The organism is Paenibacillus sp. FSL H8-0260 (genome assembly GCF_045040625.1).
In the GTDB taxonomy this organism is placed as follows: Bacteria; Bacillota; Bacilli; order Paenibacillales; family Paenibacillaceae; genus Paenibacillus_AQ; species Paenibacillus_AQ odorifer.
The window spans coordinates 3,321,740-3,346,145 of the sequence record NZ_CP150298.1 but is presented as its reverse complement, the minus strand read 5'-3'; the positions used below and the strand labels follow the sequence as shown (position 1 = coordinate 3,346,145).

Genomic DNA, 24,406 nt, shown 5'->3' with positions numbered 1-24,406 from the left:
CCTTCGGAGGAACCCAAAAAATGACGGATATACTAAGTAAAGTAGATGAAGAAATCGAACGTTTGTCAACGTTCTTGCTACAACAGCAGAAGGATGACGGCTCATGGCATTTTTGTTTTGAGAACGGGATTGTGATCGATGCTTATATGATCATTCTCTTTAGGGTGTTGAACCTGCAGAATGAAACGCTCATTCGGCAGCTACATGATCGCATTCTTGATGCACAACAGCGAGAGGGTTGCTGGCAGTTATATAAGGACGAAGAAGCTGGGAACTTATCCACATCAGTCGAAGCTTATTATGCCCTGCTCTATTCTGGATACAGTAAGATAACAGACGAGCCAATACTTCGGGCTAAGCGTTATATACTGTCTAAAGGTGGTTTAGGCAAGGTCACAAGTATCTTAACTAGAGTCATTCTCGCCGCAACGGGTCAAAGCAAGTGGCCTTTAGCAATTTCTTCGATTCCACTGGAGGTGCTTTTGTTTCCGTCTTACTTTCCAATTAACTATTTCGAATTCTCTGGCTACTCTAGGGTACACCTCACTCCTATGCTCATTATGGCCGATCGGCGATTTTCGATCACTACAACCCATGCTCCTGATCTGTCAGATCTTATGGAGACACGATTGGATAGAGATGAATCGCCTACCCGTGGATATCAGGAGATGCAGGATGTTATTCAAATGGGTTTGAGCAGATTACTCGGGAGTCCACACTACATACATGAAGCTGCCAAAAACAAAGCGGAGCAATATATGCTCCAGCGAATCGAATCCGACGGTACCTTTTACAGCTATGCCAGCAGTACAATTCTTATGGTTTTTGCCCTGCTTGCTCTCGATTATGATCGGCAGCATCCGATAATTACACAGGCCATTCGAGGTCTCACCGCGCTGCAATGCCAATCAAATCATAATACTACAATTCAAAACTCTCCATCTACAATATGGGATACAGCGTTAATCTCCTATGCTTTACAAGAGGCACAAATTCCAGTTGATCACAAAGGAATAAAACACGCTGCTTCTTATCTTCTGGATAAACAGCATCATAAAACTGCTGATTGGAGCATCCATAATCCGGATATAGTTCCCGGTGGATGGGGATTCTCTGAGTCTAATACAATCAATCCGGACGTAGATGATACAACGGCAGCCTTGCGAGCCATCCGAAGCTTATCAACCATTCACCCTTCATATCTGGAATCATGGAATCGCGGACTGAATTGGGTCCTATCGATGCAAAATAACGACGGCGGCTGGCCGGCATTCGAAAAAAACACCAATAAAGAAATGCTCACATGGCTCGCTATCGATGGTGCTAAATCTGCAGCCATTGATCCTTCGGAAGCAGATCTTACCGGACGAACTTTGGAGTTTCTCGGAAACTTCGCTGGTTTAAATACACAACACGAGTTCATTAAAAGGGGTACAAAATGGCTGCTTCAACATCAGGAGAAGGATGGTTCGTGGTATGGAAGATGGGGTGTTTGTTATATTTATGGCACTTGGGCATCATTAACAGGCCTGCAGGCTGTTGGGCTGCCTATAAATCATGATACATTGCAAAAAGGAGTGAAGTGGCTTCTAAGCATTCAGAACTCGGACGGCGGTTGGGGAGAGTCTTGTCACAGCGACCGGCTACTACAATATGTTCCTTTAGGAGAAAGCACACCTTCACAAACCGCCTGGGCACTTGATGCGATTATCGCCGTTCAGCCAGAGCCAACAGCTGCGGTGGAAAAAGGAATTCAAAGACTAATTACGTCTATTCATGAAGAGGATTGGAAAACTTCTTATCCCACTGGCGCTGGTCTCCCCGGTAATTTCTATTCCAATTATCATAGTTATCAGTATATCTGGCCACTACTCACACTGAGTCATTACAGAAAAAAATACGGTCAAGGATAATACTCGGTAATACTCAGTAATACTCAGTAATACTCAGTAATACTCAGTAATACTCGGTAATAACTAGCGTTGTCCTGCTCCACTTTTTAACTGTCTCGTAAAAGCTTGAATCGCGCCCTATGCCGTCCTTTTTGACAAACTCTCCTTATCAGTTCTTACTTAATAGTCTACATCTCCATTTCAGTCGGTCCGTAAACGGGTACGACCCAGTAATGCAACCAAATCATTCATTAAATGCCATAGAGATTGGTATATCAGCTACCCTACCCTCTCCAATAACTTACTCCAGTACGTATTCCTTTGTTCAAACTAAACTACATGTTTTCTTTCCATTAAGACCACCTGCTTTTTCTTTTAGTAAAAAACAGCAGAGCAGCTAACATCCGTTATAGGAGAATCGTTGCTTTGCTGTTATGAACCGGGGGTCGAATGCTTTTATCCGTTGCACCTACCTAAATCACCCAGTCTTAATTAAGATTAGAGCTTTCGGACTCAGAAGACGCTATTTGCTTGTTTTTAGGCTTTTGAGTTAGGTTACGGACTCCAGTGCAATTATTCCTTAAAAAGAGAGCCATTTTTGGTGTTTTTCATGGTAATAACTGCGATGGGGTCCGATAAAATTCCAAATGTAAGCTAAATCTGCTCTTAAGGTCAGCTGTGTCCGATAGCAAATACGTGTGCGCAAAATGTTACCTAATCAATCCAATTTGCTATTTGGAGCAGCCCTATAGAAATCACTTAGATTACTTATGAGATAGATTCCATTTTTGCATGGAGTCAATTGAGCGTAGTTAACACATAGTCAATCAGGCGCAATCTCCGATAATCAAGGATCGCTGCCTGATATTTTGGATCACTGGCGTTTTGCCTGAGCAAATTATGACTGTAACTTCTGATATCCCCACTCCGTATATTTGTAGCGCAAGATTTTAACGCAATCTGATGAAATAACTGCATTTTATACACTTAATCCATATTGCTAGGGAATAACTCCGACTTTAACTGCATTCTATACAATTAAAATCAAGAGACATCACCTAATAGGCTTTAACTCGTGAGAATAGATGTAAGAAATACAGCTATTTTCAATGTGTAACTATTTTGAACGATTATAGCTGCACAAAATACAGTTAAACACCTCGCTGCTCCCCATCCATTACCTTCATCCGCCTCCATACTGTTACACAGAGGGTTGCATAATCAGTCAATTTACTTTTTGGAGCACGGTACCGGAATATCCCCTCCTCTTTCAAGAAACAGGTGTAATCGTTGGTGGTTTCGGTGCCCTTTCCCACGCATGGGTTACCTGCAATGTTGCTGCATAGGTGATTAACGAAACAAGCAACGCTCCGAACAGTTCAATGACCTGCCCCAGGTGCAATCGTTCAAGAATTCCGTGAGCCGCCAACCCGCTAAGCGCCATGACAATTCCTCCCGCTCCCACCTTGAATACAATACGAAAGTCAAAATAAAACCCGATCGTTCCTGCCACAGATAAAAAATTCAACAGTGTCAGCAGCAAGAGCCCCAGTCCGAATCCCATGGCCACCCCTTCGATTCCAATATTAGAACCTAGAACAAATATCGCAATCACTTCAAAGACATTCGTAAGAATATGATTCCACATAACCGTTGATGCTTTCCCCAAACCAAGCAAAATTGCTTGCAGTGGCGCTCCGAAATAATAAAGAAAAAATAAGGGTGCAATTAACTTTAACAGCTCGCCCGCTTCTGGCGAATGATAGATCATGGTTGTTAAGGGTACAGCCCATAAGTACAGGATGATTGTACATGGGAAACCTACTATAAGCGCGGATCGCATAGCCATATCCATCCGACTATGCATAAGCTTGCTATTGTTGCTCACACTTGCTTCGCTGATCGCCGGAATTAATGCAGTCGACAACGATTGTGTGAAGAAGCTGGGGAGAAACAACATGGGAAGAGCATAACCCGCCAGAAGTCCGAATTGCTTGGTCGCCATCTCAACACCCACACCAAACAGTACTAGACTTTTCGTAATCAGCAGTGGTAGAAAGGCATGATAGAGAGAATGAATAAAACCGCTGCCTGTCATCGGTAAGCCGATGCGCAGCAAATCTCTCAACGTACTGTCTCCTTTAAGTGAAATTCTTGACGTAGGTGGTGAAGAGGTTTTGATCTTACCTCGATTTGCCCATTTGAAAACAGCGAATAAATAGAGCAAACCAAAACCTTCCCCAACAACGGAGGCAGCCATTGCACCAGCAGCCGCATAGGCAATACCGTAGGGCAACAAAACGTTGACAACACCGATAATGACAATGATTTGCGCCAGATTCTCAATAATATCGGAAAAGGCAAGTGGGTTCATGTTCTGTTTTCCACGAAAATAACCTTTCAGTACAGCAGACATCGCAATAATTGGAATGATCGGCGTAATAGCAACCATAGCATAATACGCCCGCTGATCGGCCAAAAAAATCGATGCGATCCATTTGGAGCCAAACAGAGCCACTAAAGTTAATATAATACTCAACGTACCCGTAATGCTTAAGGATACTGTGAGAATACGCTTTACTCGCGCTTCATCCTGCTTAACCTCAGCTTCCGATACAAGCTTTGAAATCGCAACAGGAAGCCCCAGCTCTGTTAGCGTAATAAATAAGGGAAGCAGTGGATGAGCAATCATAAGCAGCCCTACTCCCTCTGCTCCCAAAAAACGTGCCAGCAAGACTCCGTTCAAAAAACCAAGCCCTTTTGTGAAAAATGACGACACGGTTAATATGAACGTGCCACGAATAAAACTTTGTTTACGCATCCCCATTTATACGCATCTCCACCTATGGTTTGTCCTGTCCTTCTTTCTAACTTATTCGAACAAACACAAGTACATGCAGACAAGTATTTGTAAAGTATTAAATCAGCGATAAGCCCAACACATCTTAGCCGGTGTACCAGGCAATTTTCCTCACTTTCATTAGCTTCTGTAGCGAAATCATTTTTCATAGACCAGAGATACTTCTCTGCATCATTTATTAGTACTGTTTTTTGTATAAATTTCATCCTCCGCAATAAAAGATATATTAAGAAATAAATAGATAATTTACCAATGGCATGTTATCATTTTGAATGCGATTTCAATAGCGTTGTTATAACAGTTTTTTTACTCTTCTTCGTGAATGTCTTTTTGCAAAATCTTTGATATGATAAAAAAGAGTACAAAAGGCTTTACGGAAATCATTCACATCGTTAATAACCACTTCTAAATTTTCCAAAGATAAAGGAGAACTTCATTCATGAGTCAGAAAACAAGATTAAATAATGACTGGTTATTCAGCAAACAGCCGCTTAAGTCCACTTTAGAATCGGTGATAGCAGCTGATTCGGAGTGGATCGACGTAACCTTACCCCATGACTGGCTAATTTTTGATACACATAATCTATATGAAAGCGGAGAAGGCTGGTACCGTAAAAGCATAGTAATAGATGAGAAAGTGCCAAATAGTCGTGTCTCGCTTCGTTTTGAAGGCGTATACATGGACTCCACTCTCTATGTGAACGGCCATATCGCAGGCGTCTGGAAAAATGGATACTCCACTTTTGAAATAGATATCACGCCATACATTATTGAAGGTATCAACGAAATCTATGTTCAAGTGGTTCATGAGTCTCCTAATTCACGCTGGTATTCCGGTGCGGGCATCTATCGCAGTGTATGGCTGAAGACGTATCCGGGGACACATATTGTGCCTGATGGTATTTATATCTCTACTCACAAAAAAGAGGATTCCTGGAATGTTGAGGTAGATACCGAAGTCTTGTGCAATGATCTATTGCAAAGCGAAAAACACTACATAATTCGTCACAGTATACTGGACGCTTCAGGTATCTGTATCTCTCATGCAGAAAATGAAAGTCCAGTACAAGTCGGGTCTGCTGTATCCAGCTCTGCCCTCTTATCCGTCAATAATCCAATGCTGTGGGATATTAACCATCCTTACTGCTATTCCCTAAAAACTGAACTGCTGGAGAATGATCAGGTAATAGAAGAAGAAATCCAAACCTTCGGATTCCGTACGATGGAGTTTGACAGCCAACAAGGTTTCTTTTTGAATGGCCGAAAGGTGAAGATTCATGGCGTATGCCAACATCATGATTTGGGATGTTTGGGGGCTGCGGTGAATAAGGCAGCTCTAAAAAGACAGATTATCCTCCTGCAGGAGATGGGCGTAAACGCTATTCGTACGGCCCACAATATGCCAGCCGTTGAACTGATGGAACTAGCGGATGAGATGGGCGTGCTCATAGTTTCCGAAGCATTCGATATGTGGGAACGCAGTAAAACTCCTTTTGACTACGCCAGATTTTATCCGGATTGGTGGAAACAAGATATTGCCAGCTGGGTACGCCGGGATAGAAATCGCCCCTCCATGCTCATGTGGAGTATCGGAAATGAAATATACGACACCCATGCCGATGAACGCGGCCAAGAGTTAACCATAGAATTACGTGATCTGGTGCAGGTTCATGACCCTAAAGGAAATGCAGTGGTTACTATCGGTTCCAACTATATGCCATGGGAGAATGCACAGAAATGCGCAGATCTAGTGAAGTTCGCAGGGTATAACTATGCCGAAAAATACTATGACCAGCATCATGAGGAACATCCCGACTGGATTATTTATGGTAGTGAAACTTCGTCTACTGTACAGAGCAGAGGCATCTACCACTTCCCTTATGCTCAGTCTGTATTGTCTGACGATGATGAACAATGCTCAGCCTTAGGGAACAGTTCTACTAGCTGGGGTGCCAAAAACACAGAAGCTTGCATCATCGCAGATCGTGATGCGACCTACTCACCTGGACAATTTATTTGGACTGGATTTGACTATATTGGGGAGCCGACCCCGTACTTCACTAAAAACTCGTATTTCGGTCAACTGGATACCGCGGGATTCAAAAAGGATTCCTATTATATTTATCAAGCAGAATGGACGGATTACAAGGTCGCCCCGATGATTCATATTTTTCCGTACTGGGATTTTTCTGAAGGGCAGCTTATTGATGTGCGAGTATGCTCCAACGCACCACAAATCGAATTGTTCTTTAATGATCAATCCATGGGCACGGTTAACATTGACCATAAACATGGTAAAAAGCTGCTTGGGGAATGGCAGCTCCCCTATAGCAAAGGTACTCTCCGAGCAGTCGCTTATGATGAACACGGAGTACAGATCGCTTATGATACGGTAACTTCTTTCGGAGATTCGGCCACTGTGGTCATGAATCCTGATAAAACTCAGATGACTGCTGACGGATCGGACTTGGTATTTGTGGAGATCTCGACCCTCGATCAAGAAGGACGTCCCGTGGAGAACGCCAATAATCGTATTCAAATCTCTGTAGAAGGACCGGGGCGTCTTGTTGGTTTGGATAATGGTGACAGCACTGACTACGATTCATATAAAGGAACAAGTCGCCGGATGTTCAGCGGCAAATTGCTTGCGGTCATTGCCTCTTCATTGGAGTCAGGTACAATCGTTGTACGTGCATCTTCCCATGGCTTACAGTCTGCTGAGCTTACACTGACTTTGGAAGCACGAGAGCTAGATCATTCTAAGAACGAGGACGAAGAGCTTGTACTTTATCAACACTCATCACAATCACTATCGGATGTGAGCGAGTTATCCCAAAACTATTTATCAGATGAAATTCCCGTTCGCAAGCTGGAAATCATATGCCCGCAAGGAAATCAGCTAACGAAGGACACCCGTTCACTTCCGGTTCGTGTGCAAATTCATCCAGAGAACGCAACCTATCAGGAAATTGAATGGCGAGTTACGAATGCTGCCGGTATTGACGCCAATATAGCCGTTCTTGAGGCAAATGGACATGAAGCAGTAATTTCGGCTTTGGGAGACGGAGACGTCTATGTACGGTGTGCAACGAAAAACGGTGCAGATCAAGTGCGCCTGTATTCGCTTATGGAATTCCATATTCGAGATATGGGAGCTGCCTTTTTGAATCCTTATGAGTTTATTTCCGCTGGTTATCATAGCAATACGAGCCGGAACTTAACGAATGGGAATGAACGCGGAGTGGCTACTGCAAGAGAAGGAGAAAGCTGGATATGTTTCGACAATATCGATTTCGGTGATTATGGAGCTACTGAACTTACCCTTCCTATCTTCGCGCTAGATAACGATAAATATACGATTGATATATGGAAAGGTACACCGGATGCTCCAAACGCAGCTCTGCTGACACAGGTAACCTATCAAAAACCATCCAGATGGAATGTATATCAAGAGGAAACCTACTCATTACCAGAGCGAATAAAAGGTGTCACCACCCTTTGTTTTGTTCTTCATAAAAAGATTCATCTCAAGGGCTTTCAGTTCAACAAGCCTTTAAAAGCGTACGAACAACTTAACGTTCTGGAATACAATCAGATTTATGGGGATTCCTTTACGCTGGCAGATGGACAAATCAAAAATATTGGTAACAACGTCTCTCTCATCTTTAAAGATATGGACTTCGGTCATACTGGAAGCACTAAACTAACCTTATGCGGGCATTCGCCTATCGATAAAAATACTCTGCATATTCTATTTAGCGGACCAGAGGGTGAAAAGAGACAGCTTGTGGAGTTTACACAGTCAAGTGATTATTGCGAAAGAGAATTTGTATTGGAGCGCATAACCGGTCCGCAAACCGTCACCTATATATTTCTACCGGGGAGCCAGTTTGATTTTAAGTGGTTCCAGTTCCAAGCAGAGTAAGGTATTTTCAACTTTAAACTAGATGGATAGCTTTATTACAGAACAAATCCCCTGCTCATTTGTCACGGTTCAATAAGGATGTTTTCGGCTTTTGTTTGCCGTAGGATTATCAAGTCCTACGGCTTTTTTTCTTGTTTTAAACCTTTTATCAGACATTGCTTTTGAAATTCATCCTTAATTTGCAGACTCTTTTCTTTCGTGAGATTTCTTCCTGTTACATTTCGCTTCATACTATTTAACCCTATTACATTTTAGCGTTTATATTTCTGCCTTTAATATAAGTTTACACACCCTATATTTTTTGTTTATACCTCGGACTGTATGTTTCTGTCAAAAGAAATATAATAGATCTAAGGAGGTGTTATGCATGGATTATGTAACGGCAAAGGAATCAGCGAAAAAATGGGAAATACTTGCCTTGTTCCAATTGACGCTAAAAACCCGGCTGACGGACGATATAGTTGCAGTAAAGTAAAGGACGGTGCAAATAAATGAACCAGATATTTTTGGTTGAGGACGATAAGACAATCGCTAAAAACCTTGTGCTTCTGCTCCGCTCAGAGGGATTTACAGTCTCTCATGTCCCTACGCGGAGTGAAGCCCTTACCGCGCTTGCCGGAAATAAATTTGACTTGGCGTTGATTGATATTTCTTTGCCTGATGGAAATGGCTTTGCGGTTTGCACGGAAATCAAAAAAACGCAAGATATTCCCATAATCTTTCTGACGGCTTCTGGCGATGAGTCAAGTGTTGTTACCGGGCTGAACATGGGCGCGGACGACTATATCACTAAGCCTTTTCGTCCGCGTGAATTGATTGCACGAATTGGAGCCGCCTTGCGAAAAAGTGGGCGTTCCATATCTGATTTTAAAATTCACGGGCTTCATGTCGATATGGCAAGTGGCATTGTGGAGAAAAACGGTAGCGAGGTCTTTCTTTCAGCATTAGAATACCGCTTGTTGCTGATGTTTATTAGCAATTCGAAAAGTATTATCACGAGAGGCAGGCTGCTTGACGAATTGTGGGACGCTGCAGGCGAGTTTGTCAATGACAATACACTGACCGTGTACATCAAACGTTTGCGGGAGAAGATAGAGAACGATCCAGCAAGTCCGCAAATTATTCTGACTGTTCGTGGGACGGGATATAGATTGGGGAACGAGTATGCTTCGGAATAGAGAGTTTCGACATTTTGTCATTTTGTTCTCCTTAATTGCCACCTCCGCTGTGACGCTGGGATTTGCAATCAATATGGCGGCGGGAATCCTTACCACTACCTCTACCGCCGCTTTTGGCATAGCGTTTTTCGTGTTTACCAAAGCCCGATACATAAGCATTGCACGGATTTCACATCAAATCGACCTTGTGCTTCATAATGCTGACCTTCTGTACATTGAAGAGTCGGACGAGGGCGAGCTTTCTATTCTGCACAGCGAGATAACAAAAATGCTACTGCGCATTCGGGAGCAAAACGATGCGCTGAAAAAAGAAAAAGAACATCTTGCCGATTCGCTGGCCGACATAGCCCACCAACTCCGAACCCCACTCACATCAGCCAACCTCATTCTGTCTTTGTTAGAGAATAGCCCTAATGAAAACGAACGGAAAGCATTTATACGAGAAACAGAAGAATTGCTTGTGCGGATGGATTGGCTGATTACTTCTCTACTAAAATTATCTCGCTTGGACGCGGGCATTGTGGTGTTCCAAAACGAGCAGATAGATGTAAATAGCTTGATACGCTCCGCCCTTCGCCCGTTCCTAATCCCAATAGAACTGCGCTATATTGATTTGCAAATAGACGTGCCGAAAGTAGTACTTATTCAAGGCGATCCAGGTTGGATTTCGCAAGCAATTCAAAACATCCTCAAAAATTGTATAGAAAGTGCAGGCGAGCACGGGAGGATTGAGATTGATTGTACGGATAACCGGTTATTTACCGAGATTGCCATCCACGACAGCGGTGCGGGTTTTCAGAAAGAAGATTTGCACTGCTTGTTTGACAGGTTTTATCGCGGGAAAAACCCAAACGCTACAGGATACGGGATTGGATTGGCTCTCTGCAAGATGATTATAACGCGGCAAGGAGGAACGATTACCGCAAAAAACCACCCGCAAGGCGGCGCAATCTTTACCATTCGTTTCTCAAAGTGACAGATCTCTCACCTGAAAGTCACAGAGATGTAAGTTGAAGGTTCTATTATATGGGTAACCCATCAGAAAGGAGACTCACATAATGGAGTTTTTAAAAATTGAAAATTTATGCAAAGTCTATGGTAAGGGAAATAATCAAGTTACTGCGCTTGACCATGTTTCACTTACAATTGAAAAGGGAGGATTCACCGCAATCATCGGTTCGTCCGGCTCGGGCAAATCTACATTGCTTCATAGCGTCGGGGGCGTAGACGTACCGACAAGCGGAAAGGTATATTTGAACGGGCAAGATGTATATAGCCAAAGCAATGAAAAACTCGCCATCTTCCGCAGACGGCAAGTTGGACTGATTTACCAATTTCACAACCTCATTCCCACTCTGAATGTAGTGGAAAACATCACCTTGCCTATCCTTATGGACAAGCGCAAGGTCAACGAGGAAAGTCTAAATGACCTGCTCGAAATGCTTGGGTTGCAAGATCGAAAAACGCATTTACCCAATCAGCTTTCAGGTGGTCAGCAACAGCGTGTTTCCATAGGACGCGCTTTGATGAATGCCCCGGCGGTCATGCTTGCCGACGAACCCACGGGCAGCTTAGATAGCCGAAATGGACATGAAATCATCAAGCTGCTCAAAGAAAGCAATAAAAAATATGGGCAGACCCTGATCCTCGTCACCCATGACGAAAATATTGCCCTGCAAGCAGACCGTATTATCGGTATAACAGACGGCAAAGTAACGCGGGATGAACAGGTGGTTCGGCCATGAATATTTTTAACAAAGTCACACTGCAAAGTATGAAAAAAAGCCGTTCCCGAACGATTGTCACGGTGATCGGAGTTGTTCTGTCCGCCGCCATGATTACGGCTGTCGCTACCTTTGGCACTTCCCTGTTAAATTATCTGGTAAACGGTTCTATTGCGAAATACGGCGGTTGGCACGTTGAGTTTTTGGATGTTGATTCCTCTTTCGTGCAAGAGAGAACCCATGACAGTAAAGTTGCAAACAGCGCAGCATTTGAAAATATCGGTTATGCAACGCTTGAAGGCGGGAAAAGCCCTGAAAAGCCCTATCTTTTCATCGCCGGATTCAGTGAGGAAGCCTTTGATACCTTACCCACAAGCCTGATTTCCGGCAGGCTTCCTGAAAATAGCAAGGAGATTCTCGTCCCGTCTCACGTTACTGCAAAGGGCGGTGTTAGATTTAAGTTGGGCGACACACTTTCACTTTCTGTTGGAAGCCGATTGAATGGAAACAAGAATCTCGGCCAACACGACCCTTATCAGAACGGGGGTGAATCGGGAGAGGACAAAGAAACCCTTGTTCCAAAATCAGAGAGAACCTACAAGGTTGTAGGTATCTGCGAAAGACCCAGTTTTGAGGAACATTCCGCACCGGGATACACCTTGATAACGAAAGCAGATCCTAAAGACCAAGCGGACAACTTCAGTATATTTGTCACACTGAAAAATCCGCACGGTGTAACGGCTTACGCAAGCAGTACAGTCGGAGCAGGAGCTTATGTCTTTAACGATGATGTACTGCGCTTCATGGGCGCTTCGGACAATAAACTGTTCAACACGCTTCTGTACTCAGTTGGCGGCATTTTGGTTGCCATAATAATGATAGGCTCGATTTTTCTGATTTATAACTCGTTCAACATCTCGCTGAACGAACGCACACGCCAGTTCGGGATTCTAGCATCGGTGGGTGCAACGGCAAGGCAACTGCGAAATTCTGTGCTATTTGAGGGACTTTGCATTGGTGCAGTCGGCATACCTATTGGCATTATGGTCGGCATAGGCAGTATCGGACTTGTAATTCCTATGGTTGCCGAGAATTTCGGGAAAACTTTCCACAGCACCGTGCCTTTAACCCTATCGTTGTCTGTCCCCGCAATTGTCGCAGCTACAGCAGTCAGTTTAGTTACCATTTTGATTTCAGCCTATATCCCGGCCAGAAAAGCTGCAAATACTCCCGTGATGGAGAATATTCGTCAGACCAACGAGGTCAAAACCGAATCGAAAGCGGTAAAAACATCAAAATTTGCACAGCGTATTTACGGTTTGGAGGGTACACTTGCGTTAAAAAACTTTAAAAGAAACAAAAAACGTTATCGCAGCATTGTGTTATCGCTCACTTTAAGCGTCGTGCTGTTTGTATCGGGAAGTGCTTTTGGAACAACTCTAAAACGACTTTCAGAACAGTTGATGATGGACATGGACTATGACATTCTTTTTACCACTCAGGTGACGGACGACAGCGAAATGATCCCGCTTTACAACAAACTTAAAACCTCTGACGGGGTTTATGAAAGCTCGTACCAAACCGTTTATGTGTATACATCCGTAATTAAGGAAAGCGATTTTTCAGACCGTTACCGGGAATACGCGGGGTATACTACGCCGGACGAAACGGTTCAACTACCCATGGACATCCAGTTTATTGAGGACAGCAAATATCTGAGTTTTATCAAAGAACTGGGTTTGTCTGCAGATGAATATACCGGGCAGGACGCGAAGATGATTGCCGTTGCCAAAAAGCGGATTGATAATAATGAAAGGCCAAGCGAAGTGTTTAATATGTTTGCAAATCATTCCATGACATTTAGTGTCGCCCCCCAAACAAATGACAAGCAAATGATGGAACAGGGGCAAAGCATAAACATTACGTTTGTCGATACGTACCCGGTGGATCCGCCTCCAAGGCAATCTTTAGAGCAGCGGCCATACGTTTTTATGGTGGTAGCTCCCTATTCACTCAAAGAGAACTTTAAAAGCCCGGATACCCATGCGGAAATGGGCCTGGCCTTTCTTTCAAATAATCCCTCGCAATCGGTGGCTGAAATGGAAGCGATCATTCAGGACACGGGAATGATGTCTGCTTATACCCTTTACAATGTCCATACAATAGTTGAACAATACCGCAGTTTAATATTTGTTATTGATGTGTTCACCTATGTTTTTGTTATTATGATTTCCCTGATTGCGGTTGCAAATGTATTCAATACTATTTCCACAAATATCAGACTGCGCAGGCGGGAACTTGCCATGCTCCGCTCGTTGGGGATGTCCGACCGCGATTTCAATAAGATGATGAGTTTTGAGTGTTTCTTTTATGGGATGAGGACGTTGCTGTTCGGAATTCCAATAGCGGGAATCATCTCGTGGCTGATTTATGAAGGGTTAGTGGCCGTAGAAAGGATAGATAACTTTAATTTTGTGTTCCCGTGGGGCAGTATGGCAATTAGCGTGTTTGGCGTAATCTTTATCGTGTTTATTACAATGTTGTATGCCATTAGCAAGATAAAAAAAGAAAATATCATTGACGCGCTTCGGGATGATTTGGCTTGATTTTAATACCGATATTAAGATCAGGTTTTACTGCAAAATTGTGGACATACGGCTTTCTATGTATTCAAATTTAAACTTCACCAAAAAGTAAATCCTCCAATATAGATTATTTACAATTCAACAGTAATCGTTCGGCTGTGTGCCTAAACAATTATGTTTATCGTAAACATCCTTATTGGAGGATTTGCATTAGCGCAGGGTTTTTCCTTTAACTTATATTTAGAGCTACTTAGTCAACTTTATTAAATTCGATCCAGTCGATCTGTAAACCTGGTTTAATGAATTCCAGTTTCATTTCATAAAGACCTGCTTCGAGTTCTACTTTCACAAGCTTTTGTCTAATCCATTGACCTTCTGTCCCGTTGGTTTGAATGGTTGTCATCAATTGATCATTCAAATTAACATTGCATGCACTTTGAGCCAGCTCAGGTTCTGTTGACATGATATGCACGAGGATCCGATATTGTCCAGCTTGGCCAACTTCAAAGAAAGTCGATCCTTCAACGGCTGGCTTAACCTGTGGATTTTGAGATAAGGATTGTACTTGTTCTGCAGTAAGTGAAGGATTAGCCTTAAAGGACTCAACTGTTTCAACAATTTGCTGTTTTCTCGAGAATACTGGAGCATGTATGATGAACTCACAAATATTCATTGCAGAACGTTGCAGCTCTCCTCTAGTCAAAGATCCATTTTCCAAGGATTCAATGGTGTTGTCATTCCATCCATTAATTTCGGCGCCATAGTTAGCTACAACCATGTACAGGTCATTTTGTGCACGGACCATCCAATTTGTAAATTTCCGGTCTGCAGCTCCACCATTAACGACATCATTCATGATGGCCCACCAGTCTGTCATGACAATACCTTTGAAGCCCCATTCTCCGCGGAGAATTGTAGTGTTCAAATCGTAATTTGAAGCGGCCCAATGTCCATTAACAGGGTTATAGGAGGTCATAATTGAATTCGCTCCACCCTGCTTCACTGCAATTTCAAAACCTTTCAAATAAATCTCGCGAAGCGCACGTTCCGACACAACAGCGTCCACTTTACTGCGATGTTTCTCCTGATTATTGCAGGCAAAATGCTTCAGCGTGGCATTAGAGCCACCTTTCATAATCCCACGTGTACATGCAGCCGCAAACACCCCAGAGATCAAAGGATCTTCAGAAAAATACTCAAAGTTGCGGCCATTAAGCGGGCTGCGACGAATATTTAGACCTGGTCCAAGCAAGGTGTCTATGTTGTTTCGTACCAACTCTTGTCCTTCTAACACATACAGCTCTTCGACTAATGCGGCATTCCAAGTAGCTGCAAGAAGCGTTCCGATCGCAACCTGAGTCGCTTTTGCTCCACTATCCATACGAATTCCTGAAGGACCATCTGCCGTACATGCAACAGGGATTCCTAAGTTATATAGACTATCACTTACTCCTCCAAATGCAGAAGCTGTACCCGGTGTAACCAATGGGCTGCTCATACCTTCACCCCGTACAATGGCAGCCAAATCATCGTCACTAAGCTGGGCAATAAAAGCTTCCATACTAACTTTTTGTTCAAATACATCTCTTAATTTATGCCCTTGATTGCCTGTCTGGGAGATCGTTGTTGGTAGATTGCTCTCGATCCGTTCTGCTAACGAAATCTTGCGTGTTGGAACCTCTGCATAAACAAGTTCATATGAACCGTCTGATTTTTGAACACCAGGTTGCATTCTTGTAAAGCTTTGCGTGGGTGCAAGAGCTTCTTGTAACTGTTCCACAACTTGAAGAGTTTCCACGACATAGCCGCTATTCCCTTCAACCTTGACTTCCTCCACTTTTTTAACACTCGTTCCCACAAATATGCGGTACGTGCCTTCTTCTAGCACATAAGCGGAAGCATGCCCTGACACACCAGCATCATCATAGGAAGCCATTGAATGAACAGGGAAACTCACGGTAAGACGTTGTGCTTCGCCTGGCTGAAGGACTTCTGTTTTTGCGAAGGCTGCCAAAGCTTTAGCAGGCTGTCCCAATTTTCCTTGTGGAGCTTCATAATAGACCTGAACAACCTCTTTTCCTGCAAAGGTAGTTCCTGTATTAGTTACGGTTACGCCGACTTCAACATTAAGTTCGCCAGCTTTGTAAATAAGTTTAGCTTCTTCTAACTCGAGCTTAAACGTGGTATACGATATTCCATAACCAAATTCATATTGAACCTTTTCTGGGCAAAATGTCTCGAAATAACGATAACCAACATAGATATCTTCCTGATAAAGGTTTGTAAATTCATTACCGTAGTTGTGTGTTGACGGGTAATCGTTGATGGAATATGCGATCGTGTCTGTTAATTTTCCGCTTGGAGTTACTTCTCCAGCCAGCACGTCCGCAATTGCATTACCACCTTCCATTCCCCCCTGCCAAGAGTAGATGACAGACGAAATCGGATTTTTATAGCTTTCATCGTTCAGCCAGCTCATATCAATAATATTAGAGACGTTCAGTACAACAATCGTTTGCTCAAAATATGTAGTTACCTGCTTCAGCATCGCTTTTTCATCAGCTGTTAGTTGGTAGCTTCCTGAACCATCGACATTATCCTGATCTTCTCCTGCTGTACGTCCGATTACAATGATTGCTTTGTTCGATTTACTTCTAGCCTCAGCTACCAATTCGTCGGATAAAAGCATTTCCTTCTGGTTCCATGGCTCTGCAGCCCAAACGCCGCCACCATTATCAAACGGATTTTGCTCAATCCACTTCTCATATACTGCTGCCAAATCTTCGTTGACCGTAAGGTTCTTTTTACTGCGAAGACCGCCCAGCAGGTTGGTCGTATAAGTAACATGAACACTACCGCCCGAACCAGTACCACTGCGATAATAATTCACTTGAGTTCTGCCAAAAACAGCAACATTATCACTTTCAGCAAGCGGAAGCACCTGATGATCATTCTTCAACAGTACCGCACCTTCTGCTGCTACCGTCCGGCTAAATTCTGCAAAACCTTCTAATGGAATTCCCACACTCTGTGTACTCAACTTGTTTCCTCCTGTTGTTCAATTCTATAGGTTGTTTCTTTAGGCATCAATTACATATCATAAAGTTTAACTATACCATTATAGTACATTGGATAACTGTAATATATATAATAATTATCTTTATTAATATAATAATATTGGTCTGTTAGAGTTGGAAATTTTCAATCGGTGTTAAAAATATCAGCTAAGTTCAATGATCTTCGTGGCAACATTATGGCAAAATTCGCGATCATGCTCCACAAAAACGAGTGTTGGTGTATATTCAAGCAATAGCTCCTCAATTTGCATACGTGAAATAACATCAATAAAATTAAGCGGTTCATCCCAAATATACAAATGAGCTTTTTCACTAAGACTTTTGGCGATCAGGACTTTTTTCTTTTGGCCGCCACTGTAAGTGGATATATCCTTATCAAATTGAATTCTGGAGAAATCAAGCTTTCGCAGAATAGATTTAAAAAGACTTTCATCTATCCCATTCTCTCTAGCATAATCTGTTAAATCGCCCCGTAGATCTGAAGTGTCTTGTGATACGTAGGAAATGATAAGCTGGCTATCCTTAGTGAAGGTGCCGGTATAATCTATCTCCTCATCGCAGATCAATTTGATGATACTTGATTTGCCGGAACCATTTTTACCCGAGAGTGCAATTCTCTCCCCCTGCTCAATGGTAAAGCTTACTTCTGAACATACCCTTTTCTCTCTGTAAAAAACCGAAACATTGTCCAGCTCCGCAAGATGACGTTTATGATAAGCAAGCTGCGTAATCTCTAAGTTCTCAGAATTTTCGATGTTTTTAAGAAGCTTAGACTTTTCGTTGATGGCAGATTGCTGTCTCTGCTCGATGGCTTTAGAGCGTTTCATCATTTTAGCGGCCTTGTGTCCAACATAACCTTTATCTAACTTAGATCCAGAATTTCTAGTTCCATTTTTAGTTTTTTCCACCTCATGTGACCAGTTACCTGTTCGTTTAGATGAGGCTGACAAGCGTTTGATATCTCTTCTAAGTTTTTCGTCTTCCGCTATCTCAAAGTTATCTTGTCTGACTTTATTCTCCCACCAGCTAGAAAAATTGCCCTTTTGAATCTCTATATTGGTTTTGTTAATTGACAAGATGTGGTCCACACAATTATCAAGAAAGGATCTGTCGTGAGAGACCAGAATATATCCACTTTTCGTATTGAGGTAATCACTGACAAGCTTTCTTGCCGTCATATCCAAATGATTTGTAGGTTCATCAATCAACAGGAAGCTATTTTCCTTAATGAATAATGTGGCTAACAGCACTTTCGTTTGCTCTCCGTTAGACAATGAATCAAAGGGACGATATAACACATCCTCAGAAACCTTTAGCAAAGAAAGCTCACGCATTAACTTCCAATGAATATAATCCGGAAAAATCTCGCTGATCACATCTATGGTGTTAAGCTCCTTGTTATTCACCTGAAAGGGGAAATATTCAAAGCTGACATGAGCAGAAATATTACCGCTGTATTCATGCTTTCCAAGCAATAAGCTAAGAAATGTAGTCTTTCCTCGACCATTTCTCCCTGTGAAACCTAATTTCCAATCGGTATCGATTTGAAAGTTTACGTTCTCAAATATGTTATCGTAGCTGCCTTCATAGGCAAAGGTTAGATTTGTGACATTTATTAATGACATAAAATAATCCTCCTGTATTTTAACAAAATAAAAGCCACAAGAAAGTTACTTTCTTGTGACTCAAATAAATACAGCAAATCCAGCCCCAAATGGAGTTAGATATGGATATATTTTCGAGTGAAAAGAAGTAGTAACTTTCTTGCATACAAAGAATAAAACAAACGAAATAAACCATTGTTGTTGTTTTATTCATCATGGGACGCAAGAATAATTACTACACTATACTTTTCAACTCCGATCATTAATTTGTAATTATGTTATCATGCATATTTATTATTTTCAACTTCCTACCCATAATTCGTTAAAAAAGTTCAAATTCTTCTTCTATAAGATCCATATTTACACTCATAGCTGTCCGACTCCCGTCAGCCGCGGCAAACACTAACTGAGAAGGCATAAAATAAGAAACATCTCCAGCCGAATATAATCCTGGAATCGAGGTTCTCCCCGCACCATCCGTGCTAAACCCACCAGAATCATTCCGCTTTACAGTCAAATGGTCTACGATTGATGCCGTTTGGATCAAATTCGGAGAAATAAACCCTCCCGTTCTTAAGATCTCAGTACCATCTGCAAAGCGAACCGCCTGAAGTTGCCCGTCATGACCCATAAAAGAGGAAACTGTTTGTTCATTGACTACAACTCCCTTAGCCTCAAGACTTTTTTTCTGTTCATCTGAAAGGAATGTCTTGCCATTCGTGCAGATAACCAAATCTTTACTCCAATTGAGCAGCATTTTAGCCATATGAAAAACATGTGGATTTTCGCAAACAACGACAAGGGGTTGATCTCGTAGTTCCCAGCCGTCACAATACGGGCAATTAAACAGACTTTTTCCGTATAATGGTCGTAAGCCCTCTATCTCAGGAAGGACCTCTTTTAACCCAGTCGCCAAAATCAATCTGCGAGCTTCAATGTGACGACCAAACGAATCATGTACCGCAAATCCAGAATCAATTTTGTTAATCGAAATAATCTCAGTCTGGATATGCTCAACAGACGGATAACGTAGTACCTCCTCATACGCAATGCGACGAAACTCGGCTGGTGTAACCCCGTCTCTTGTAATAAAACCATGTGATGCATGGGTAACAGCATTCCTTGGCTGATTATTATCAATTAAAGCTATTTTTCTTCTTGCCCTACCAAGAACAAGGGCTGCGTTCAAGCCTGCGGGTCCACCACCAACAATAATGCAATCGTAAATCATATGAATCATCTCCTATATGCAGATATTAAAGACTCTTTTTGTCTATTATTAAACCAAAAAAATATTTGCCACACCATAGACTTAATGAATCTATAATATCTCTAATTCAGCTAAAGTGTCAACCCAAACTTTCCGATCCTCCGTGAGTTTTATTTAGTGTAATACTAGAAAAAAGTAAATAAGCCCATTACCTTATGTTTGGAGGTAACTTAATACTCCAATATATCAGGTAAGAGCTATATGTTGAACTTACTTGGCAGTGCAGGGCTTCCTCACTTATCAACCTTCACCGTTTGCTAATTCTAAATCATCAGCCGAGGGTCCGTAAAGACCAGGTACCGGCACGTCAAGCAGCCGCAGATAAACTCCAAGCTGCGCCCGGTGGTGAACCATATGATTCAATCCGATGGTACGAAGCGCAGCTGCCCGTGTCTGACGACGGATGATCTGCTCCCCGTTCCGCAAGGTCCACTCCGCGCCGAGCATCTCCACATTGCTTGCAGTAATTAATTCCTCAATCTCACGAGCTTTCAGGTCGAACTCTTGTAGAACCGCGTCGGGACTCTCCAGTGCTTCTCGTCGATATGCCACAGATGCCAAATCAAACTCCGAGTAAAGTAGAATTGCGGATTGCCAGCTCAGAAGATTAACGAGGTGTGTGGCCAGCCCACCCAGGCTCATTGACTTAGAGTGTGGTTTCCATGTCATATTCTCCTGAGGCAGCTTCTCCAGTATCCGACGTGTACCAGCCAGCTCTTGCAAAACATCCCCAATGATCAGCTCTTTAACCATTCATCTCTCTCCTCTCTTCTGTAAAGCAATTTCTTTTGATCATTCGTGTGATAGTTTGGATTCCTTTTACCCAAACACTTTCTAACTCTCCGGTGGATCGGACCGAGGTGCACTTATTTCGTAGATTTATGACATTTCACGAGGTTATCGGACCCAGATGCAGTTATTTCCCTAAATACACTCCAATTCTGCGCCATTTCAAGCCAATAAGAGCTATGCAGTCCGACAAGCTTGAGAAATGCCGCGAAAATTTAAAATAGCTGCAATGGAGTCCGATACGATGGACATTTGGCGAAAGTCCAATACAGAATACATCAGAAGGAAGATCTAATTGGATTATCAATAACGACTTCGACATCGCTTAAGAAACATCCTGCTGAGCATTCGCTTTTCAAGTCTTCTCTCTGCAACTTTTTAGATACTTTCTGCCAATTGCATAGTTGTAACACATGTATTATCACTCTTAAAAGTGGAAAGCTCAGATTTTGCTGTTTTTCCGTCCTGCTCAATGGTTACGTTATATTGTTTGTCCCGGGGCAACCAAAGATCAATAAATCCGTTAGATAGCGATTTCATTTCTTGATCCACAATCACATTGCCTTCGCTGTCTTCGATATATACTTTAAACTCATCATCCGTTAATTCACCTTGGCAGCCAGTCAAGCTATGTGTTGCGCAAGGATGCGTATTCTCCACATATGGAGCTATAGAAACAAAAAACTCATCTTTAGGCAAGTCGTAAGTTTTCTCTTTATTGTTACTATCGGTTACAATAAGTTGCTCAGAAGTGATAGACGCGGACAGGTTTTCCAGACTGCTTGAACTATATTCTTGCACTAATTGCTTAATGTCGGTTGTATCTTGTGCTGAAGGCGTATCCTTATCGATACCTCCCAATAACAAATACGCACCTAATGCAACAACCGCCGCTCCCGATACCACCAAGATATTTCTTTTCATTTGTAATCATCTCCTTCGCTTATTCGCCAGATTATGTACTCACTCAAAGTATCTTCCATTTCTTTTAGTATAACTAGTTAGACTAAACTAACACAATTATGAACAAGGCAAAATAGTGAAAAGTTATGTATTTGATTCATCCTCTATCAACACAGAAAAAAAGGCCTCCTCACTGGTTTTTCAACCTCGAGGAAGCCTTTTATCTTTTATATTATTATGCTTGTAAATTACCGACCATAACACGAATGACATCCGCAAGAGGAGTAGCTGAACGTTTCAGCAGTTTCTCTAAATCGCTACTTTCAATATTAAGCCAACCTTCACGAATCCCACGTTGTATAGCTACAACTATTGGAAGCGCAGCTTCTGGGACACCCACCTCCGACATGGTCTTGGCATAAGCCTCGTCGTCAACCTGGATTACTTTGATTTCTTTACCGATTACACTGCCTATGATCTCAGTCAATTCCTCTTGTGTTAAAGGGTTGCCAGACAATTCATACACTGTGTTCTCATGTCCGTCACCTGTCAGAACATTTGCTGCAGCTTCTGCATAATCTCCGCGTGTAGCCCAGCCAACTTTACCATTCCCTGCTGAAGTCACCCATGGGGCACCTGCTAGAGCACCTTGAATGGAGCCGATCTCATTCTCCAAATACCAGTTATTACGGAGGAAGCTGTAAGGAATGCCTGTTGCGCGAATAGCTTCTTCGGTGATGCGGTGAACTTCAGCAAGAAATAGCTCACTCTTGTCTGCTTGTCCTACACTTGTGTAGGCAATGAAGCCGACGCCTGCTTTTTCCGCAGCAGCAACAGCTGCTTTATGTTGACGAATCCGGGTTTCATTATCACCATCTGCAGATACAATTAATAATCGATCCACACCGGCAAATGCTGATTCCAGCGTCTCAGGTTGATCAAAATCACCATGACGGACTTCCACTCCACGTGCCTGAAGATCACTTGCTTTTTCTGGGTTCCGCACACTAACTACAAGATCACCTGCAGGTACAGTTTTAAGTAAAGCTTCTATCACCAATGATCCGAATTGACCTGTTGCTCCTGTTATTGCTATTTTCATTTTTACTTCCTCCTCAAATTAGGATGATAAATTTATTTTAACCACTACCTGTAACTATTGTAGTTACAATCAGTTTGGATGTCAACTTATTTATGATCCCAACTCTGGCTGGATAATAAACAGGAGAATTAAAAAATTATATTCAGAACAAAAAAACCACCGTCATTTCCGTTAGGAAAAACGCTGGTTCTATGATTAGCTCCAACTCAACTTAATAATGGTCCCTTGTCCAGGGCTACTCTCAACAGCAATTCTGCCCTCCATACATTCGATTAATCCCTTGGAGATCGCCATGCCAAGGCCGGATCCGTTGGAGCTAGATACCGTGTCCGTTCCTCGATAATAACGTTCAAATAATCGGTTAAGTGTGACTTCATCCATTCCATCGCCATCATCGGAGAATTGAATAGTAAATCCACTGTCCAAATCATTCATAGTAAGCGAAACCGTTAAAATCGTATCCGAGGGGTTATGAAGTAAAGCATTCGCAGTCAAATTGTTCACAACCCGCTCTAGCCATGGAGTATACAATCGGGCCCTTACTTCGTTTGGTGCCGGCACAAATATAATTCGCTGCTTCCCGTATTCGGGATTTGCAGCAGCTTGATCAAGGGTTTGATGTAACCAAGAGTTCAATTCCACTTCCATCAGCTCTGGTGGCTTGATCCCTGTTTTTAGCCGATAGGTCATGGCAAGATCACTGATCAGCATGTCCATATGGGCTGATTTATCCAGCATCGTCCTTGTAAACTTGCGAACTTCCTCTTTCGACCAATCATACGAAGGCTCCGCCAGTAAATGAGCATAACCAGTTATAGAAGATAAAGGAGTTTTTAAATCATGTGTAACACCTGCGATCCATTCTTCCCTCAAATTCTCTGTTTGTTGCCGCAACGCCTGATCTCTCTGCAAATTAGCAGATAATTTCTCTATGGAGACCATTACATCAGAAAAAACCCGGTATCTTCGCCTCCATTTACCTACGTGTGTTCGACTACGACGATTTCCTTTACGGTCCAAAGGCTCTGTATATATGGCATTTCCAATAGAATCGAGCCATACAAGCATATGCAGCATTGGCGCTCCAAACCTATGAGCTTGCCATAAAGATAGCAATATAAATGCAAGCAATAAAGCCGCGAGCATTGCTAATGAGCCTTTAATGACAATTTTAACCTCTTCAGGTACCCATACCTTTTGTCCTGTATCTGCACCCTTTACGTTCGGTTGTCCAACGATCCATGTTTGGCCCGTTTGTTTATCAAAAGAAGATCGGACATGATAGCCGTAACGTTCACTGTAGAGAGTGCGTAGTGCTAGCTCTGGCACTGAGTACTTGGTGGGAATCATCTTTGGCCTATTATAGGAGAGCAGCTCCGTACCCGATGAATCGATGAGTTGAACAAAAGCCTGTGATGATTTAATTTCTCTTTCAATCGAATCAGGCAGAACCAGATCTCCATCTACTGCATCAAATGTACCATCGCTCATTTTTTT

14 protein-coding genes are annotated in these 24,406 nt (G+C 42.5%); 6 read left to right on the top strand and 8 right to left on the bottom strand.

Annotation, left to right across the window (positions count from 1 at the left end; all coding sequences use genetic code 11):
* Positions 1-20: 20 nt before the first annotated feature.
* Positions 21-1,913, top strand: coding sequence for a squalene--hopene cyclase (gene shc, locus MHI51_RS14945; protein ID WP_076217561.1), 1,893 nt, complete (start codon positions 21-23; stop codon positions 1,911-1,913).
* Positions 1,914-3,162: 1,249 nt separating this feature from the next.
* On the opposite strand, the gene spoVB is transcribed toward shc, so the two are convergent.
* Positions 3,163-4,719, bottom strand: a complete 1,557-nt coding sequence (gene spoVB / locus MHI51_RS14940; RefSeq protein WP_405174009.1) for a stage V sporulation protein B — start codon at positions 4,717-4,719, stop codon at positions 3,163-3,165.
* Between the two features lie 472 nt (positions 4,720-5,191).
* On the opposite strand from spoVB, the gene MHI51_RS14935 reads away from it, so the two are divergent.
* From MHI51_RS14935 to MHI51_RS14915, 5 genes are all read left to right on the top strand, one after another.
* Positions 5,192-8,677 (top strand): sugar-binding domain-containing protein, encoded by a 3,486-nt coding sequence (locus MHI51_RS14935; protein WP_405174008.1) that lies wholly within the window; start codon positions 5,192-5,194, stop codon positions 8,675-8,677.
* A 491-nt stretch (positions 8,678-9,168) separates the two neighbouring features.
* Positions 9,169-9,855, top strand: coding sequence for a response regulator transcription factor (locus MHI51_RS14930; RefSeq protein WP_076278442.1), 687 nt, complete (start codon positions 9,169-9,171; stop codon positions 9,853-9,855).
* Positions 9,842-10,831, top strand: coding sequence for a sensor histidine kinase KdpD (locus MHI51_RS14925; protein ID WP_076217557.1), 990 nt, complete (start codon positions 9,842-9,844; stop codon positions 10,829-10,831). Before MHI51_RS14930 ends, MHI51_RS14925 begins: the two co-directional genes overlap by 14 nt.
* 82 nt (positions 10,832-10,913) lie before the next feature.
* A complete protein-coding gene (locus MHI51_RS14920) occupies positions 10,914-11,600 on the top strand; it encodes an ABC transporter ATP-binding protein (RefSeq protein WP_405174007.1) in 687 nt (228 codons plus the stop codon).
* Positions 11,597-14,185: an ABC transporter permease gene (locus MHI51_RS14915; RefSeq protein ID WP_076276492.1), complete on the top strand. Its 2,589-nt coding sequence runs from the start codon at positions 11,597-11,599 to the stop codon at positions 14,183-14,185. The genes MHI51_RS14920 and MHI51_RS14915 overlap by 4 nt, the downstream gene beginning before the upstream one ends.
* A gap of 229 nt (positions 14,186-14,414) precedes the next feature.
* Here the strand turns inward: MHI51_RS14915 and MHI51_RS14910 are convergent, their stop codons facing one another.
* From MHI51_RS14910 to MHI51_RS14880, 7 genes are all read right to left on the bottom strand, one after another.
* A complete protein-coding gene (locus tag MHI51_RS14910) occupies positions 14,415-17,204 on the bottom strand; it encodes a glycoside hydrolase family 3 C-terminal domain-containing protein (protein ID WP_341002517.1) in 2,790 nt (929 codons plus the stop codon).
* A 180-nt stretch (positions 17,205-17,384) separates the two neighbouring features.
* Positions 17,385-18,866, bottom strand: a complete 1,482-nt coding sequence (locus MHI51_RS14905; protein WP_076217555.1) for an Lsa family ABC-F type ribosomal protection protein — start codon at positions 18,864-18,866, stop codon at positions 17,385-17,387.
* 301 nt (positions 18,867-19,167) lie between these two features.
* Complete coding sequence (locus MHI51_RS14900) at positions 19,168-20,076, bottom strand: NAD(P)/FAD-dependent oxidoreductase (protein WP_405174006.1); 909 nt, start codon at positions 20,074-20,076, stop codon at positions 19,168-19,170.
* A gap of 279 nt (positions 20,077-20,355) precedes the next feature.
* The gene (locus MHI51_RS14895; protein ID WP_076125721.1) at positions 20,356-20,868 is read right to left on the bottom strand and encodes a DinB family protein; all 513 of its coding nucleotides are present in this window, start codon (positions 20,866-20,868) and stop codon (positions 20,356-20,358) included.
* 414 nt (positions 20,869-21,282) lie between these two features.
* Positions 21,283-21,828: a CueP family metal-binding protein gene (locus MHI51_RS14890; RefSeq protein ID WP_076278438.1), complete on the bottom strand. Its 546-nt coding sequence runs from the start codon at positions 21,826-21,828 to the stop codon at positions 21,283-21,285.
* 214 nt (positions 21,829-22,042) lie between these two features.
* Positions 22,043-22,909, bottom strand: a complete 867-nt coding sequence (locus MHI51_RS14885; RefSeq protein ID WP_076184560.1) for an SDR family oxidoreductase — start codon at positions 22,907-22,909, stop codon at positions 22,043-22,045.
* 195 nt (positions 22,910-23,104) lie between these two features.
* Positions 23,105-24,400, bottom strand: coding sequence for a sensor histidine kinase (locus MHI51_RS14880; protein ID WP_405174005.1), 1,296 nt, complete (start codon positions 24,398-24,400; stop codon positions 23,105-23,107).
* Between the last annotated feature and the right edge of the window lie 6 nt (positions 24,401-24,406).